General features: G+C 31.5%; 18 protein-coding genes. 8 read left to right on the forward strand and 10 right to left on the reverse strand.

Annotated features, from left to right (window positions below; genetic code table 11):
* Positions 1-347 precede the first annotated feature (347 nt).
* Together AC3ASS_RS08560 and AC3ASS_RS08565 are read left to right on the forward strand one after the other, a co-directional pair.
* Positions 348-3,176, forward strand: a complete 2,829-nt coding sequence (locus AC3ASS_RS08560; protein ID WP_488283108.1) for an EAL domain-containing protein — start codon at positions 348-350, stop codon at positions 3,174-3,176.
* A gap of 28 nt (positions 3,177-3,204) precedes the next feature.
* The gene (locus AC3ASS_RS08565; RefSeq protein ID WP_488283109.1) at positions 3,205-3,381 is read left to right on the forward strand and encodes a hypothetical protein; all 177 of its coding nucleotides are present in this window, start codon (positions 3,205-3,207) and stop codon (positions 3,379-3,381) included.
* Between the two features lie 97 nt (positions 3,382-3,478).
* Here the strand turns inward: AC3ASS_RS08565 and AC3ASS_RS08570 are convergent, their stop codons facing one another.
* The gene (locus AC3ASS_RS08570) at positions 3,479-4,039 is read right to left on the reverse strand and encodes a DUF2777 domain-containing protein (protein WP_488283110.1); all 561 of its coding nucleotides are present in this window, start codon (positions 4,037-4,039) and stop codon (positions 3,479-3,481) included.
* 247 nt (positions 4,040-4,286) lie between these two features.
* Here AC3ASS_RS08570 and AC3ASS_RS08575 point away from each other — a divergent pair, with 247 nt between their 5' ends.
* Complete coding sequence (locus AC3ASS_RS08575) at positions 4,287-5,756, forward strand: alpha-amylase family glycosyl hydrolase (protein ID WP_488283111.1); 1,470 nt, start codon at positions 4,287-4,289, stop codon at positions 5,754-5,756.
* 247 nt (positions 5,757-6,003) lie between these two features.
* Here the strand turns inward: AC3ASS_RS08575 and AC3ASS_RS08580 are convergent, their stop codons facing one another.
* The 3 genes from AC3ASS_RS08580 to AC3ASS_RS08590 all read right to left on the reverse strand — a co-directional run bounded on the left by AC3ASS_RS08580 (position 6,004) and on the right by AC3ASS_RS08590 (position 7,761).
* Positions 6,004-6,495 (reverse strand): YajQ family cyclic di-GMP-binding protein, encoded by a 492-nt coding sequence (locus AC3ASS_RS08580; protein WP_488283112.1) that lies wholly within the window; start codon positions 6,493-6,495, stop codon positions 6,004-6,006.
* Positions 6,496-6,709: 214 nt separating this feature from the next.
* Positions 6,710-6,841, reverse strand: coding sequence for a DUF3941 domain-containing protein (locus AC3ASS_RS08585; RefSeq protein ID WP_488283113.1), 132 nt, complete (start codon positions 6,839-6,841; stop codon positions 6,710-6,712).
* 53 nt (positions 6,842-6,894) lie between these two features.
* Complete coding sequence (locus tag AC3ASS_RS08590) at positions 6,895-7,761, reverse strand: DegV family protein (protein ID WP_488283114.1); 867 nt, start codon at positions 7,759-7,761, stop codon at positions 6,895-6,897.
* A 199-nt stretch (positions 7,762-7,960) separates the two neighbouring features.
* Here AC3ASS_RS08590 and AC3ASS_RS08595 point away from each other — a divergent pair, with 199 nt between their 5' ends.
* Together AC3ASS_RS08595 and AC3ASS_RS08600 are read left to right on the forward strand one after the other, a co-directional pair.
* Positions 7,961-8,800 carry a YitT family protein gene (locus AC3ASS_RS08595; RefSeq protein WP_488283115.1) on the forward strand — a complete coding sequence of 280 codons (840 nt, stop codon included), beginning with the start codon at positions 7,961-7,963 and terminating at the stop codon, positions 8,798-8,800.
* Between the two features lie 12 nt (positions 8,801-8,812).
* Positions 8,813-9,622, forward strand: a complete 810-nt coding sequence (locus tag AC3ASS_RS08600) for a BsuPI-related putative proteinase inhibitor (protein ID WP_488283116.1) — start codon at positions 8,813-8,815, stop codon at positions 9,620-9,622.
* Positions 9,623-9,639: 17 nt separating this feature from the next.
* Here the strand turns inward: AC3ASS_RS08600 and AC3ASS_RS08605 are convergent, their stop codons facing one another.
* From AC3ASS_RS08605 to AC3ASS_RS08615, 3 genes are all read right to left on the reverse strand, one after another.
* Entirely contained in the window at positions 9,640-9,843 is a 204-nt protein-coding gene (locus AC3ASS_RS08605; protein WP_488283117.1) for a DUF3813 domain-containing protein, read from the reverse strand.
* Entirely contained in the window at positions 9,843-9,998 is a 156-nt protein-coding gene (locus AC3ASS_RS08610; RefSeq protein ID WP_488283118.1) for a hypothetical protein, read from the reverse strand. The genes AC3ASS_RS08605 and AC3ASS_RS08610 overlap by 1 nt, the downstream gene beginning before the upstream one ends.
* Positions 9,999-10,093: 95 nt before the next feature.
* On the reverse strand, positions 10,094-10,903 hold the full coding sequence (locus AC3ASS_RS08615; RefSeq protein WP_488283119.1) for a Cof-type HAD-IIB family hydrolase: 810 nt from the start codon (positions 10,901-10,903) through the stop codon (positions 10,094-10,096).
* Between the two features lie 170 nt (positions 10,904-11,073).
* Here AC3ASS_RS08615 and AC3ASS_RS08620 point away from each other — a divergent pair, with 170 nt between their 5' ends.
* Entirely contained in the window at positions 11,074-11,856 is a 783-nt protein-coding gene (locus tag AC3ASS_RS08620; protein WP_488283120.1) for an alpha/beta fold hydrolase, read from the forward strand.
* A 107-nt stretch (positions 11,857-11,963) separates the two neighbouring features.
* On the forward strand, positions 11,964-12,272 hold the full coding sequence (locus AC3ASS_RS08625; protein ID WP_488283121.1) for a metal-sulfur cluster assembly factor: 309 nt from the start codon (positions 11,964-11,966) through the stop codon (positions 12,270-12,272).
* An 85-nt stretch (positions 12,273-12,357) separates the two neighbouring features.
* Here the strand turns inward: AC3ASS_RS08625 and AC3ASS_RS08630 are convergent, their stop codons facing one another.
* Positions 12,358-13,038: a Crp/Fnr family transcriptional regulator gene (locus AC3ASS_RS08630; protein WP_488283122.1), complete on the reverse strand. Its 681-nt coding sequence runs from the start codon at positions 13,036-13,038 to the stop codon at positions 12,358-12,360.
* Between the two features lie 207 nt (positions 13,039-13,245).
* Complete coding sequence (locus AC3ASS_RS08635; RefSeq protein WP_488283123.1) at positions 13,246-14,070, reverse strand: undecaprenyl-diphosphate phosphatase; 825 nt, start codon at positions 14,068-14,070, stop codon at positions 13,246-13,248.
* 126 nt (positions 14,071-14,196) lie between these two features.
* On the opposite strand from AC3ASS_RS08635, the gene AC3ASS_RS08640 reads away from it, so the two are divergent.
* A complete protein-coding gene (locus AC3ASS_RS08640) occupies positions 14,197-14,382 on the forward strand; it encodes a YjzC family protein (RefSeq protein ID WP_488283124.1) in 186 nt (61 codons plus the stop codon).
* Between the two features lie 23 nt (positions 14,383-14,405).
* Here AC3ASS_RS08640 and AC3ASS_RS08645 read toward each other — a convergent pair whose 3' ends face one another.
* The gene (locus AC3ASS_RS08645; protein WP_488283125.1) at positions 14,406-14,594 is read right to left on the reverse strand and encodes a YjzD family protein; all 189 of its coding nucleotides are present in this window, start codon (positions 14,592-14,594) and stop codon (positions 14,406-14,408) included.
* Positions 14,595-14,695 lie beyond the last annotated feature (101 nt).

The following is a 14,695-nucleotide window of genomic DNA, read 5'->3' on the forward strand; positions in this document are numbered from 1 at the left end:
ATTCTCCACTTCTACTATAAAAAAATAGTAGCACAGACCATGGCCGTGGTCTGTGCTACTAATCTTAGTATGTTTTTTTTGTGCTTTTCCCATTGTTTCTTTTAAAATATGATCCATTTTTGTAGATATTTAACGTCCAAATACAAATTTCTTATTTAATTTAGAAGCTACTATGTCAAAAAATGATTGAAAGAATAGGTATTTAGGTGTTTATAGAAGGTATCCGAAAAAATTATGTCGAATATTATTAATGAAATTGTAGTGAATCGAATGGATTTAACATCCTTACATTTAGAGCAATAAAAGTATATGAGAAACCAATTGTATAATTGGGAGGTGATCATTCGATGGCAAAGGCTATTAACTTTATCATTAAAGAGAAAGAAACCTTACAACAAAAATTAGCAAGTTATCCTTTCATTAACGACTCTCATCACTTATTTATTCAAGTATATATTCATACGAATAATCTTCATAGAATTAAACAGATTCAAGAGGAGTTAAAATATTTATTTCCAACAAGTAAGATGATTGGATGTACCGTAAATGAATTTAACATAGATGGAAGTATGCTAAATAAAGAAGAAGCATATTTTACATTTACGTTATTTGAACAGACTGAAATTCAAATTGACATTGTAAAGAAAAACCATTTTCCGTTTTCAAATGATTACCATCGCCAGTTACATATTATTTTTTCAACTGAAACATTCAACTTAGAACCGTTGTATAATCAATTATCGAAACGTTTTCCGTATTCAGAAATTACCGGATTAACTTTGGGGGCTAATAACTACATTTTTGACTACTTATCGATCATGGACAGTGGAGCGATAGTTGCATCTTTTTCAAGCGAAGCTTTAATCATTCACAAAGAAGAGATTGGAAGTTGGAAAGAACTTGGCCCTAGATTTCAAGTGACAAATGTAATAAATAATAAGGTGTTATCCATCAACCACTTAACCCCGAAAGAAATATATCAAGATTATTTTGGCAAAATGTCTAATGAAGAATTCGAAAGGCATATAAAAGAGTTCCCATTTATCCTTCATAAACATTCAGAACAAAAAATATTGTTGCCGGTGAAAATCGATTCTAAAGGATTTCTATTGTTTGAAGAATCTATTCAAATCGGTGATGAATTATCATTTGCGTATTTTGACATTCATACATGGCTTAATAATCATGATTTTTTTTCTAAAACAGATGAGAATCTGGCAGACTTCTATTTAAGTTTTCCAAGTTGGCCAAAATTCGAACCTTTGAAAGACGTAATGTTTGAGACAATTAAGTTGATGAAAAATCTGGCGCCAGTAGCAGGATATTTTTCGGATAAAAATTGGAGCCAAATGTCATCTTCCTTTTATCTGTTAAAAATATCAGAAAAAAAGAATAGTTTATCAAAAAAGTCGCATCAAAAGATAATCATCCCTGATAAATTAATCCAAACGGCTAAAATTACTCATTTGCTTGAAAAATTAAACAAAGAAAACTCCGAGCTAACTAGAAACAATCGATTATCAGAACAATATTATGAGTCATTATTTAATAATAATGAAGACATTATTTATTCAACCGATTTAAATGGAAAAATTTTAAGCGTTAATCAAGCATTTATTGATACATTTGGTTATCAAAAAAATGAAATTATAGGAAAACTGGCACTAAATTATATTGATACTAAAGATATACAGCGAGTAAAGGTTAACTTTTTTCGCGCATTAAAAGGTCAAATCAGAACGTATCGGTTAAAAATAAAAACAAAACTAGGCGAGGAACTCGTAGTAATTATGAAAAATATCCCAATTACCGTTGGGGGAAAAGTAGTAGGTACGTATGGTATTGGGCGTGATATTACTGAAAGTGTAAAAAATGAAGAAAAGGTAATGCAACTCGCCTATTACGATATTGATACCGGGCTTCCTAATCGTTTGAAATTTACCGAAATATTGAACAAACATATGAAACATGCTAAACGAACAAAACAGCCATTTGCTGTAATGTTTGTTGATATTGATCGATTTAAGATGATTAACGATACTTTGGGATATAAAGCAGGGGATGAAATTTTAAAAGATATAAGTTTGCGACTAAATAAATTAATGCCAGAACATGCACAATTGGGGAGATTTAGCGGAGATAAGTTTTCCATTCTTATAAAAGAATATCACCAATCTAAAGATATAATTCAGTTTTGTGAACAAGTTTTAAGCGCCATAAACTTACCAATTAAATATTCAGGTCAAGAATATTTTGTTGCTGCTAGTATAGGTATCAGTATATACCCGAATGATGGCGTACAGACGGAAATATTGTTAAAGCATGCAGATTTAGCATTAAATCGATGTAAATTGCAAGGTGGAAATAATTACTCTTTTTATTCCACAGAAATGAATGATCAAGTAAAACTTCGGATTGAAATGGAAAGTCATTTACGAAGAGCGTTAGAAAAAGATGAATTCTTCCTTTGCTATCAACCTATTTATCAATTAAAATCTGGAAAAATTTTTGGAAGTGAGGCTCTTATTCGATGGCAACACCCAAAACTAGGTTTAATTCCACCCAATGAATTTATTCCGGTGGCGGAAGAAACAGGGCTTATTAGAGAGATAGGAAGATGGGTTTTAATAGAATCATGTAGACAAAATAAAAAATGGCATGACGATGGAATAAGGAATTTAGTCATTTCTGTAAATGTTTCGCCTAAACAATTTCAGCATGAAATGTTTATAAGTGATGTAAAAGAGGCATTATCGATTTCTGGAATGAGTCCTGAGTATTTACATTTAGAGTTAACCGAATCTATTATGCTAGGGAATATAAGTTATAGTGTCTCAGTTATGAAAGAACTTCAACGCCTAGGAGTAAAAGTATCTATTGATGATTTTGGTAAAGGTTATTCTTCATTAAACTATTTAAGAAACCTACCGGCAAATACAATAAAGATTGATCGTTCATTTATAAAAAATATTCATCAAGATCCATCTCACATGGCTATAGTAAAAGCGATCATTACAATGGGAAAAGGGCTTTCGATGAAAGTAATAGCTGAAGGTATAGAGACAAAAGAACAATGGGAACTACTTAAGAAATTAAATTGTCATTACGCACAAGGATACTATATTCATAAACCATTAAAGGCGAATGAATTTGTAACGAAAATAAATGTTTCTTAAGATTTGAGAAAAAGTGGGTAAGGAGAAGATGACAGTAATGTATGCAGTGATAGCTGCAGCGATTTTTATTGTTTTTGTATGTATCGTAATAGTTCTATTATTTGTCAATCTGAATCAGCAAAAAGAAAGACATCATCAATTGTTAACAAAAAAAGAATTGAAAAAAATTGTAGAAGAAAGAAAAAATAAAAAGATTCATCAATAATAAAATCAGGTGCCTACTAATGGAAGGCACCTCTTTTGTTATATTCACAAAGATGTTTCAGTTCTACTTTCTTTAACGGAATGTATGAAAGTGTCAATTATGAAGGTAATTTTTCTATAATTATTCGTTTCCCGGTATTGAGGGTAAACTCGAATCGATCGGATTCTTTTTCAGCATAGCAAAAGTGATGGAGGACGGAGCATATTTCATTGCCATTATCAAATATTAATATATTTACACCTTGTTTGGCCCGATCATGTTGTAAAAAAGATAAATAATTATGGCAATATAAAAAGTCATATATGGAAAATTGAAGGGAGTTTAATGTCGTTACAAATTGGAAAAAAGCATCGTCATTTAAATCATCTAATAAAGCTTCAAATGAAAAAGAAAGATTTTTTTTAATTCTAATTCGATCATGATCACGCAACATTAGTTTTTCATTTTTTGACTGCATGATTCCGTTTTTTAATAAGATCCCTTTTTTTAACCGATTAGCACGAAGCAATATTATTTCTCTATTAATATAGTCGTCTAAACAAGACGCCTCATCCGTTTCATCATCGAAAAAAATCCATTCATTATTAATATGTTCAATTGTTCCCTCACAATATGCCCGTGTTTGTTGTTCTAACAGTAAAATTCTATGTTGATTCATTGAAAATTACCCCTCCAAAATGTTCTCACCGTCATTTGTTGACACTTTTGCGGTGAATTATACTACTGAAATGAGAAAGAGGGTGCACAATTTAATTCTCGATATTTTCTATTTTATTCGAAAAAATCTTTTTGTTATGGGCCATTGATTCAAAAATTCAACAAAACAGTGAATTTCCTTCATAGATATTTGACGACTCAAAGAAGAAAAGCTAATCTTAAATCGTAATGATTGAAGGAGGAGCTTTATGATAAAACGATTAATCACAATTCTACTTTGTTTTTTCATGATTTTTTCTATTTCGATAGATGCTTATGCATTCGAAGAAACGAATCAAAAAGAATCTCAAGCAATTTATTATATTTTAATTGACCGCTTTCATAACGGAACGGGGAAAAATGATTATGAAACAGATGTAAAAAACATGAATGCCTTTTTTGGTGGCGATTTTATTGGAATAAGTGAGAAATTAGACTACATAAAAGAAATGGGTTTTTCCATCATCAATTTATCTCCAATTTTTAATAATGACCAAAATGGTTATGATGGTCATTCGGTGATCGATTTTGAATCGGTAGAAGAACATTACGGAACTTTGGATGAATTTCGATCACTAGTAAAAGAGGCGCATAAAAAGGGATTAAAAGTAATTGTGGACTTAGATTTCTTCTATACGTCTAAAAATCATCCATGGCTAAAAGATTTATCAAAACAAGATTGGTATTTGGAAACGAATGAAGAGAAAGCAAAATTAAATATTAACAATCCTTATGTTCAACAATATTTTATAGAAATAGCTTCTAAATGGATGAAGGAAACTGGAATTGACGGGTTTAGATTTGTCCATTTACATCAAATCCCAACGACATATTTATCAAATTTTATAGAAGAAATTCGTCAAGTGAATACGAATGCAATATTTACAGGAGAAATCATGGACAGTAAAGACTTGGAGCAATATAAAGAGTTTGGGCTTACATTTATTGGTGACATTTCCTTTATGGAAAATTTAAGAGAAAGTTTTTCCGCGTTTGATCATTCGCTTAAAGAAATTAATGAATTCATTCAAAATTCTTTACATCAGCAAGAGTTAATTAAAATGTTTGATCATGAGCAATCTTCTCGTTTTACTTTTGATATGGTCAATCATAATATGAACCCTGGGACTAGATGGAAGCTTGCTTTAACATATTTATTTACGACTCCAGGCTATCCATTTGTTATGTACGGTTCTGAAATTGCACTTAACGGAGATTTACCTCCAAATAATCATCAATTCATGAATTTCCGTACAGAAAAAGAACTTATTGATTTATTAAAAAAACTTAAGGAACTAAGGAATCAGTATCCTTCTTTAACCTATGGGGATTTTGATGTTTTATACGATGATCAACATGCGGCCATTTATAAACGTGTTTATAATGATGAAACGATGATTGTTGCAATCAATAATGGAAGTAAAACATTACACGTAGAAATTGATGAAGATAAAATTGCTAAAGGTCAAGAATTAAAAGGGGTACTAAACGGTGATTTAATTCGTGAAGCTAATCATAAATATTCATTTTTTATTGATCGAGAACAATCTGAAATTTATTTATTAAAAGAGAAAAGCGGAATAAATATTTCTTTTCTTATTGCCATCATAGCAGTGAATGTTATTTTTATCACTTTTATGTATATTGTTTGGAAAAGAGGGAAGAAGAAGGCTGAATAGAATAAGGGGGAGAGGAGAATAGTTCGTGGATGAAATCATTATGAGTAAATGGATAAAAAGAAGTTAGCTTTAATAAAACGTCGCTCTTAATCCAGCCATGGCTCAAGCATCCTCGATTGCTCGTTTCCTCCGTACCTATCAGGTCTAGAGATTTGTAATTATAATAATGAATTTGTAAAAGGGTGAGCTGTTCCAAACAACTCACCCTTTATATCAAGGTTAAAAATATACATTTGTCTCAGGCTCTTTATCTATAGTTGACAAATTGGACATCAATGTCTAATTCGGTATCTCGGATTGCTTGAATAACTTTTTGTAAGTCATCTTTACTTTTTCCTGCTACGCGAATTTGATCATCTTGAATTTGGCTTTTTACTTTCAATCCAGTATTTTTAATGATTCCATTGATCTTTTTAGCTTGCTCTTTATCAATTCCTTGGACAAGTTTTCCTCTTTGTCGGACAGTTCCACCTAATGCACTTTCAACTTTTCCGTAATGAATATTTTTAATGGCAACGCCACGCTTTATTAGCTTACTTAATAGTACATCTTTCAATTGTTTAAGTTTAAATTCATCATCGGAAATAAGGACAAGTTCATCTTTTTCAAGGGAAACGGAGCTCTTACTTCCTTTAAAATCGTAACGATTTTCAATTTCCTTCATCGTTAAATTAATCGCATTTGTTACTTCAGATAAATCAACTTTTGAAACAATATCAAACGAACTTTCTTTTGCCATATGTATCCTCCACATTATTTTTGTAAGGGCTTCCTTACATTAATATATTAATATTATAAAGAAAATCATGGATTGAAACAACTTTCACAAAACTCACAAAAAAAACATCATCATTTTCACATAATGAAAATGATGATGTTTTATAGTTATAGATAATCAATTTAGGTTGCTGCTTTGGATAACCTGTTTGTTTTCATGATTCATGATCAAGTATTTATAGGTGATCAGTTTTCTTGGAATATTGATGTTTCCCTGCTTTTCTGTTTTTTTCCCTTAATTCATTTTTTTGCTCATGTACTGCTTGATTATCACGAGGTTTTTTGTCATTGTCGGATGTTCTTGGCATAACATTGCTCCTTTCGTACATATCTATCGTTATTATGACGAAAGGAAAAATTTCTATTCTTTATATTTGTTTAAAAAGAAGATCGCTAAAGTTCCTGGACCTGAATGAGAACCAATGGCAGCTCCGATCGTATTGATATAAAATTTCTTCGTTCCAAATTCTTTTTCAATCTCTTCTTTTATATAGAGAGCTGCTTCTTCATCATCTCCGTGACTAATTCCAATTTCTTGTTTATCTAACTGATCTCCGCGTTCTTTCATCAATTCAATAATTCTTTTATAAAGCTTTTTCTTTCCGCGAATTTTTTCTAGTGGGACTAGCTTTCCATCTTCTACATTTAACAATGGCTTAATATTCAATAAGCCACCAACAAATGCGGAAGCTTTTGAAATACGACCTCCTCGTTGTAAGTAAACAAGATCGTCCACGGTAAATAGATGCTCCATATGATTAGAAGCAAATTGAACGTACTCCTCAATTTCACTTTTTGTTTTTCCGTTTTTCGCCATTTCAACAGCGTTTTTCACAATAAGTCCGTAGCCGATGGAAGCACATTTTGTATCATAAATGGTAATATCAAATTCCGGATATTGTTCTTTCACTTGTTGGGCCATCATATAACCTGTTTGATATGTACCAGATAGTTCGGAAGAAAATGCGATGTAAATGGCTTCACTTTTTTCCTCAGCGAGTTTTTTAAAAACTTCCTCAAACTTATTTGGGGTTACTTGTGATGTTTTAGGACTCTTTCCTGCACGCATCGCATCAAAAACTGTTTTTGGAGTAATGGTTAATAAGTCCTCGTATTGTTCATCGTCTAAATGAACATTTAATGGGATCAGTGTTGCAATGTTCTTGTTTTCTTCAAAAAAAGTTACAGGTAAATCGCAAGCACTATCCGCTAATATTTTCACCGTCATATATTCCCCTACCTTCTTTACTACTTCATTTATGTAAAGTTTACCTTTTTTATAGAAAAAAGACAATCATTCATTGAACATCTAATAATTAATAAACAGAATTTTTAAAATTTTATACGAAATCAAAAATTAAAGGTTGATCAATAGAAATGGATAGGAGTGGAATAATGAAGATAGATAGGTGCGAGGAGGCCTTTTCATGATTAGAGAAGCGACGAAAATTTCTGTCGTCATTATTGGCGCATTGTTAAATGCCATAGCGATGAATTTTTTTCTCATTCCAGCGAATGTATATGCGAGCGGGTTTACTGGTGCAGCTCAATTATTATCAAATTTACTAACCGAATATACTCCATTAAATGTATCAACAGGAACTCTTTTATTCCTATTAAATATACCTGTGACGATTTTAGGGTGGATGAAAATAGGGAAATCTTTTACATTGTATAGTTTTCTTAGTGTTATTTTAATGAGTTTTTTCTTACAAGTCATTCCTATTTATTCGGTTTCTTCAGATATTTTATTAAACGCAGTATTTGGGGGAGTTATCGCTGCTATTGGAATCGGCATCACATTAAAATGGGGTGCTTCTACAGGCGGTCTAGATATTGTTGCAATGGTGTTATCAAGAGTAAAAGACAAACCTGTAGGAAATTTCATATTTATTTTAAATGGTCTCATAGTTATATTTGCAGGTTTTTTTTACGGTTGGGAAAAAGCGTTATATACATTAGTAAGTTTGTATACATCTTCAAAAGTCATCGATATGATTCATACTCGTTATCAAAAACTAACAGCCTTTATCATTACGGAAAAATATGAAGAAATGAAAAAAGCTATACATTCCCGACTTGTTAGAGGAATTACAACGATACCAGCTAAAGGGGCATTTTCGAATAATAGTAAAGAAATGATGATGATTGTAATTACTCGATATGAACTATATGAATTAGAAAGAATCATTAAAGAAATTGACCCGCAAGCATTTACAAATATTTTGGAAACGACTAATGTTGTTGGATTTTTTAGAAAAGAATAGGGAGTGTATCAAATGAGAAAATACCTCATAACTTTTATTTTATTATTCAGCCTTTCTAATATCATATTTGCCAATGTCACTTTGGCCAAGGCAAAAGGTGATAAAAACGATATTTTAAATTCTTTACACTTTTCAATATCTATTCAACCGGAAGAAAATCATTTTACCATTCAATTTTATTTGAAAAACAAAAGTAATCAACCAGTCAAGCTAGAATTTCCAACATCGCAAAATTTTGAATGGGTGGTAAAAAGTGAAATAGGAAGAGAAGTTTACCGCTATTCAATTGGGAAAGCGTTTCTACAAGCTATTCAAGAAAAAAAGATTAAGCCAAAAGAAACATTAAAATGGGAAGACCAATGGGATTATCAGATTAATGGTAAATTATTAGAAAAAGGAATTTATACAGTAGAAGGATGGCTTACAGTAACAAAAGTTAATAAAAAAACTGTTGGTCCAAAAGTTTTTTTCGATAAAAAGACGATGGAGAGAAGAAATAAAAGTGTAAATTTTCAAGATTTACATGTAGAGGGTAAAGACGGGAATTATTTAGTAACAGGAAAAAGTATTTTCAATCATTTCTATTACACTGTAGATGATGGACATAATTATCTATTGGATGAACAACAAGTAACGGTGTCTTATTCACAACAAGAAATGCCGATACCTTTTAACATTCACATTCAAATTCCAAAAGAAAAGTTACCTAAAAATGGAGCCATTGTATTAACGTTGTATAGAAGAAATTATCAGGATGGCTCTATTGTTGATGAACATTCAATTTTATTAGAGCAATTTGCCGAAAAAAGCCGGAATGGGTAATTCCCATTCCGGTCGCCTTATTCAGCTTGAATATCGTCCAATATTTTTTGAAATTGTTGAAGCTGTTTTTGCTCGGCAAAAGTAGAATTGGCATAGGCGGAAGAAAGCGCATTTTTTGCACGATCTATATCTTCATTCGAAATTGGAATACCTAGTTCACTTTTTGTTTCTAATTCTGTTGTTAATTCACGAGCTTTTTGAAATAATTGGTTTTTTCCCATTATTCAATCCCGCCTAAAGAAGATTGATGAACATTTTCTAACTTTTCTGCTTCGGCTTCAGCATATGTTGTACGGTAAGGAAATCTCTCATTATATTTTTTCATTGCATCTTTTCCATGTTGGACGAATCGTTTTGATTTGCTTCGTTTACCCACGGTAGATTCCCTCCCGTCAAATTAAGTGAGCGATGAATTCGCTCATCAATAGTATGGTCAAGGAAGGCTGGAACTTTTACAGGTATGTTTTGGTTCTAGGAAAGAAGCATTTTCTTTAAAAATTGAGCAACGCCATCTTCTTCATTTGTACTTGTTATGAAATCAGCTACCTCTTTTACTTCTTTAATTCCATTCCCCATTGCAACACCATGGCCAGCATATTCAAGCATTTCTAAGTCGTTATCTTCATCTCCAAAGGCAATAATTCTTTCACGCGGTATACCTAATGACTTTGCCACTCTTTGAATCCCAACCGCTTTATTTAATCCGCTTTTCACAATTTCAATAACATGCCAAGGTGCAGCCCAACTACGATGATCGACGACTTGGGCATGAACTTCATTCAAATGTTGGCGAATGTGTGAAACATGTGCAGGATCAGCATGTATTAACATACTCGTTGGATGATCGGATAAATAGGTACGTAAATCACCAATGGTTGTTTCGGGATTTCCTAAACAAAAAATGTCTAATAACTTTTCATCATGATAATGAAAATAAACTTTATCAATAACTTCTGCGACAATATTATAAATGTCATATTGTTGGCAAGTATCTATAATTTCTTTCGCAACATCTAATTGCAATGGTTCATGATACGTTCCCCATTGATCATCTAGTGGATGATGGACAAAAGCTCCGTTAAAGTTAACGATTGGTGTCGTTAATCCTAATTCTTTGTAGTACATTTCACTTGATCGAAATGGTCTTCCAGTGGCGATCATGATATGATGACCTTCATTCATTAATTGTTGGAGTACTTTTTTATTAGTATTAGAAATTTTTTTATCATTTGTTAATAATGTTCCGTCTAAGTCTAGTGCAATTAAATATTTATCTTTCATCCTAATTCCCTTCTTTACCCCAGTTATTAGTAAATATTACCTTTTAGTGATATAATTTAAAATATATTTTAAAGTCTATGTTATCAATAGTACTATCCTTTTGTCTAACATATTCGTTTAAATGAATCAATAAAAATTATTTACGGAAAAAATGTTTGGAGGTCATTGATTTGAATATTCTTGTAAAAAAACAACGGTTAGATACCATTCCTTATTTAGAAGTCGTCGAAGAAAAGAATAGTCATCAATGTATAAAAACAGTCTTATTTATTCATGGGTTTACAAGTGCAAAAGAACATAATTTACATTATGCCTATTTATTAGCAGAAAAGGGATTTAGAGTCATTTTACCAGATACTTTATATCATGGTGAGCGAGAAGTAGGGTTTAATGAAGTCCAATTATCTATCCATTTTTGGGAGATTGTTTTGCAAACCATTAGAGATATCGAAAAATTGCGGAATCATCTAGTTGAACAAAAGAAAATAATTAGCAATATAGGGTTAATAGGAACATCGATGGGTGGAATTATAACATTAGGAGCTTTATCTCAATATGACTGGATTCAATCTGCCGTTAGTTTAATGGGAAACCCTTGTTATGTGGATTATGCAAAATATCAGCTTCAACATATGCAATCGATGTTACAAAATGTTCCAATAGAAAAAGAAAAAATAGATGAAATTTTAGTTCAATTACAAAAATATGATTTAAGCAAGCAACCTCATCGCATTAATAGTCGTCCTTTACTGTTCTGGCATGGAAAAAAAGATAATGTTGTTCCATACCATTTTGCTTATCAATTTTATCTTGAGCAAAAAGACAAAGAAAAACAAATGGAATTTATTTTAGATGATCATGCCGGACATAAAGTTCCGAGAAAAGGAGTGTTACAAATAGTAGAATGGATCCATCAAAAGATGGAAAGTGAAAAAATTTCATTTTCCTCATAACTTTGTTAAGATAATCATAGGTAAGTAACGAATTGATTTCTTATCACAAACGAAAAATTCGACGATAGCGTGGTACGTTGAATTTTTTATAAAAAGGAGGAGTCATGATGGATCAAGATTTAAAAGACAATATATATAGTGCACTAGAACAGGTCATTGACCCTGAATTAGGTATAGATATAGTAAACTTAGGATTAGTTTATGATGTTTCCATGGACGAAAATGGAACAGCTAAAATTACGATGACATTAACAGCAATGGGATGTCCGTTAGCTGGTATAATTGTTGATGAAGTGAAACAAGCATTGGCCGATATACCAGAAGTAAAAGATACAGAAGTGAATATTGTTTGGAATCCACCTTGGACAAAAGATCGAATGAGTCGTTATGCAAAAATTGCTTTAGGTATCCGTTAACATTTCATAATCGAAAAACAACCATCCACCCCAATATTGGTAGTTTAAGGGTGGATGGTTTATTTTTATAAATTGGGATATAAAGTTAATGAAGATTACATATTTCGATTGGACAATTTTCACATTCAATTTCATTTTTCAAGAAGTCAATATCGTGGATAATGATATGACGATGGTCTGTTGAAATAATCCCGTCCTTTTTTAATTGGCTTAAAAAGCGATTGACCATTTCACGGGAGGTGCCACAAAAGTTTGCTAACTCTTGATTCGTTAACGGAAGAGTAATAAATATTCCGTTATCCGTCTCTTGACCATAGCTGTTACTTAAGCGAATGAGCGTTGAATATAAAGCTCCTTTTTTTCCATGTAAAATTAAGTCTCTAAACATAGAATTTGTTTTACGATATTCTAGATTAATTAGTTGGATCAATTCAATGGCAATCGGTTGATCAATTGACAATTTTTGTTCTAAATCATCTTTACATAGGATGCTTACTGTACATTCCTCTAATACAACTGCATTTAATATATGTTTATGTGGAGTGGTAAATAAGAAAAATTCCCCAACAATAGATTCAGATGAACAAATTCTTAATATTAATTCTCTTCCGTCTGGCATTGCTTTTGAAACTTGTATTTTCCCATTTTTAATAAAGAACAGTTTATCAGCAAAATCTCCTTCTCGGTATAAAAAACTGCCTTTCGGATAAGTTCGTACAATATCACTTTCTTCAAAGGCTTTTTTTAGATTTTCTGATATTTTCATTATATCACCTCTTTCTAAGAGGGTATCCTCTTTCAACATTATAACAACAATTCAATTATAAAATGTCATTCATATATTAAAATTTTATGGAATATGGTGAATCATGTTCTTTATAAGAATCGAAAGAGGGTAATTTAAATCAAAAGACAACTTTTTGAGATTTATTTTTTGAACTAAAAGCTTCAATTGGTTTTAAATCTGAACTTTTCAAACGAATAAAAGAACACTTATTCCGACAATAAAGCAATAATAAGCAAAATATTTTAAATTGCCTCTAGCCATAATATTCATAAACCATATTAATGCATAGTAAGACGCTATAAAAGAAGCAATAAAGGCAATGGTATATGGGATTAGTAACTGATGTAAATTCTCATCATTGATAAAATCTGTTATCCCTAAAATCATTCCCCCAAGACTTACGGGAATATATAAAAGAAATGAAAATCTTAATGCAGTATCTTGCTTCATTCCAAGTCCCATTGCTGCAACGATTGTAGCACCTGAACGGCTAATACCTGGAATTAAAGCAACAGCTTGTGCTAAACCGACAATTATGGCATCCTTTAAAGTTAAGTCTCCATCATTTTTCTTTCCTCGTAAATTCCGAATGAAAAATAGGGCAACTCCAGTAATAATTAAAGTAATAGCAACGGTATAAACACTTGTAAAATATTCTTCAATCGTATCTTCAAATAATATTCCGATAACCCCCGCAGGAATTGTTCCGACAATAAGAAATACGATAAACATAAAATCTGCTTTTGTTTCCTTTGTATTTTTATTTGTAAGATAGGCTAGTCCATTTTTAGTAAGTCTAAATAAATCTTTTCGATAGATGATTAAAACAGCGAATAAAGATGCGGTATTGACTATAAGAGAAAAATTTAATCCAATATCGGCAATTCCAAAAAAATATTTTGCAATTTCCAAATGTCCGCTTGATGAAATTGGAATTGGTTCGGTAAATCCTTGAAATAATCCTAATAGAAAATATTTGATAATGGTTAATAGATGATCGAATTGTTCCATAAATAAGCCTCCATTTCAATAAAAAAGAATAGGACTAACACTATCTGTAAAGAATATTCTGGCATTCATGTTTATTCATATTAAGGACAAGATAAATTTATGAATTATATATAAAGGAGGTTTGACATGGGGCAAAATCGACATTTTCGACCAGGACAAAAAGCACCGAATAACGGGGTGTATGTTGAAATTGGAGAAACAGGAAACAATGTCAACAATCCGAAACAAGTGCGTTTAGAAGCAGGAGACCGTTTTCCTGAAACATCGAATGATGATCGTTTATGGACGTATAAAAATAAGAAAGGACATTAAAAAGCATCCGTTCGGATGCTTTTTTAATGGGAATGTTCTCCTTCATCTTTCGTTGATAATAATGGAGGAAATACATAAAGAATGATGGTCAGGGCGATAGATATAATCGTTCCTGTCATAAAATCAAAATGAGCATTATTCATCGAACTAATAACATATGTCATCATTTGTGCTAATAAAAACGTCCAAATAAACGTCCAAATAAAATGCATGTTTTCACCCTCTTGTCTCTAAAATCCATTTCCATATTATCATAAATTGACGATGAAGAAAATGAAATGTTATGAAAACGAATGAAAGAAGTATAAAGAAT

This window comes from Bacillus sp. JST-5, from assembly GCF_057747715.1.

Excerpts from the sequence above, each read along its gene's own strand:
- AC3ASS_RS08600 (WP_488283116.1), top strand. The coding sequence starts at position 8,813 with ATGAGAAAATACCTCATAACTTTTATTTTATTATTCAGCCTTTCTAAT.
- AC3ASS_RS08580 (WP_488283112.1), bottom strand. The coding sequence starts at position 6,495 with ATGGCAAAAGAAAGTTCGTTTGATATTGTTTCAAAAGTTGATTTATCT.
- AC3ASS_RS08560 (WP_488283108.1), top strand. The coding sequence starts at position 348 with ATGGCAAAGGCTATTAACTTTATCATTAAAGAGAAAGAAACCTTACAA.
- AC3ASS_RS08630 (WP_488283122.1), bottom strand. The coding sequence starts at position 13,038 with ATGAAAATATCAGAAAATCTAAAAAAAGCCTTTGAAGAAAGTGATATT.
- AC3ASS_RS08570 (WP_488283110.1), bottom strand. The coding sequence starts at position 4,039 with ATGAATCAACATAGAATTTTACTGTTAGAACAACAAACACGGGCATAT.
- AC3ASS_RS08575 (WP_488283111.1), top strand. The coding sequence starts at position 4,287 with ATGATAAAACGATTAATCACAATTCTACTTTGTTTTTTCATGATTTTT.
- AC3ASS_RS08645 (WP_488283125.1), bottom strand. The coding sequence starts at position 14,594 with ATGCATTTTATTTGGACGTTTATTTGGACGTTTTTATTAGCACAAATG.
- AC3ASS_RS08605 (WP_488283117.1), bottom strand. The coding sequence starts at position 9,843 with ATGGGAAAAAACCAATTATTTCAAAAAGCTCGTGAATTAACAACAGAA.
- AC3ASS_RS08590 (WP_488283114.1), bottom strand. The coding sequence starts at position 7,761 with ATGACGGTGAAAATATTAGCGGATAGTGCTTGCGATTTACCTGTAACT.
- AC3ASS_RS08565 (WP_488283109.1), top strand. The coding sequence starts at position 3,205 with ATGACAGTAATGTATGCAGTGATAGCTGCAGCGATTTTTATTGTTTTT.
- AC3ASS_RS08615 (WP_488283119.1), bottom strand. The coding sequence starts at position 10,903 with ATGAAAGATAAATATTTAATTGCACTAGACTTAGACGGAACATTATTA.
- AC3ASS_RS08595 (WP_488283115.1), top strand. The coding sequence starts at position 7,961 with ATGATTAGAGAAGCGACGAAAATTTCTGTCGTCATTATTGGCGCATTG.
- AC3ASS_RS08585 (WP_488283113.1), bottom strand. The coding sequence starts at position 6,841 with ATGCCAAGAACATCCGACAATGACAAAAAACCTCGTGATAATCAAGCA.
- AC3ASS_RS08640 (WP_488283124.1), top strand. The coding sequence starts at position 14,197 with ATGGGGCAAAATCGACATTTTCGACCAGGACAAAAAGCACCGAATAAC.
- AC3ASS_RS08625 (WP_488283121.1), top strand. The coding sequence starts at position 11,964 with ATGGATCAAGATTTAAAAGACAATATATATAGTGCACTAGAACAGGTC.
- AC3ASS_RS08635 (WP_488283123.1), bottom strand. The coding sequence starts at position 14,070 with ATGGAACAATTCGATCATCTATTAACCATTATCAAATATTTTCTATTA.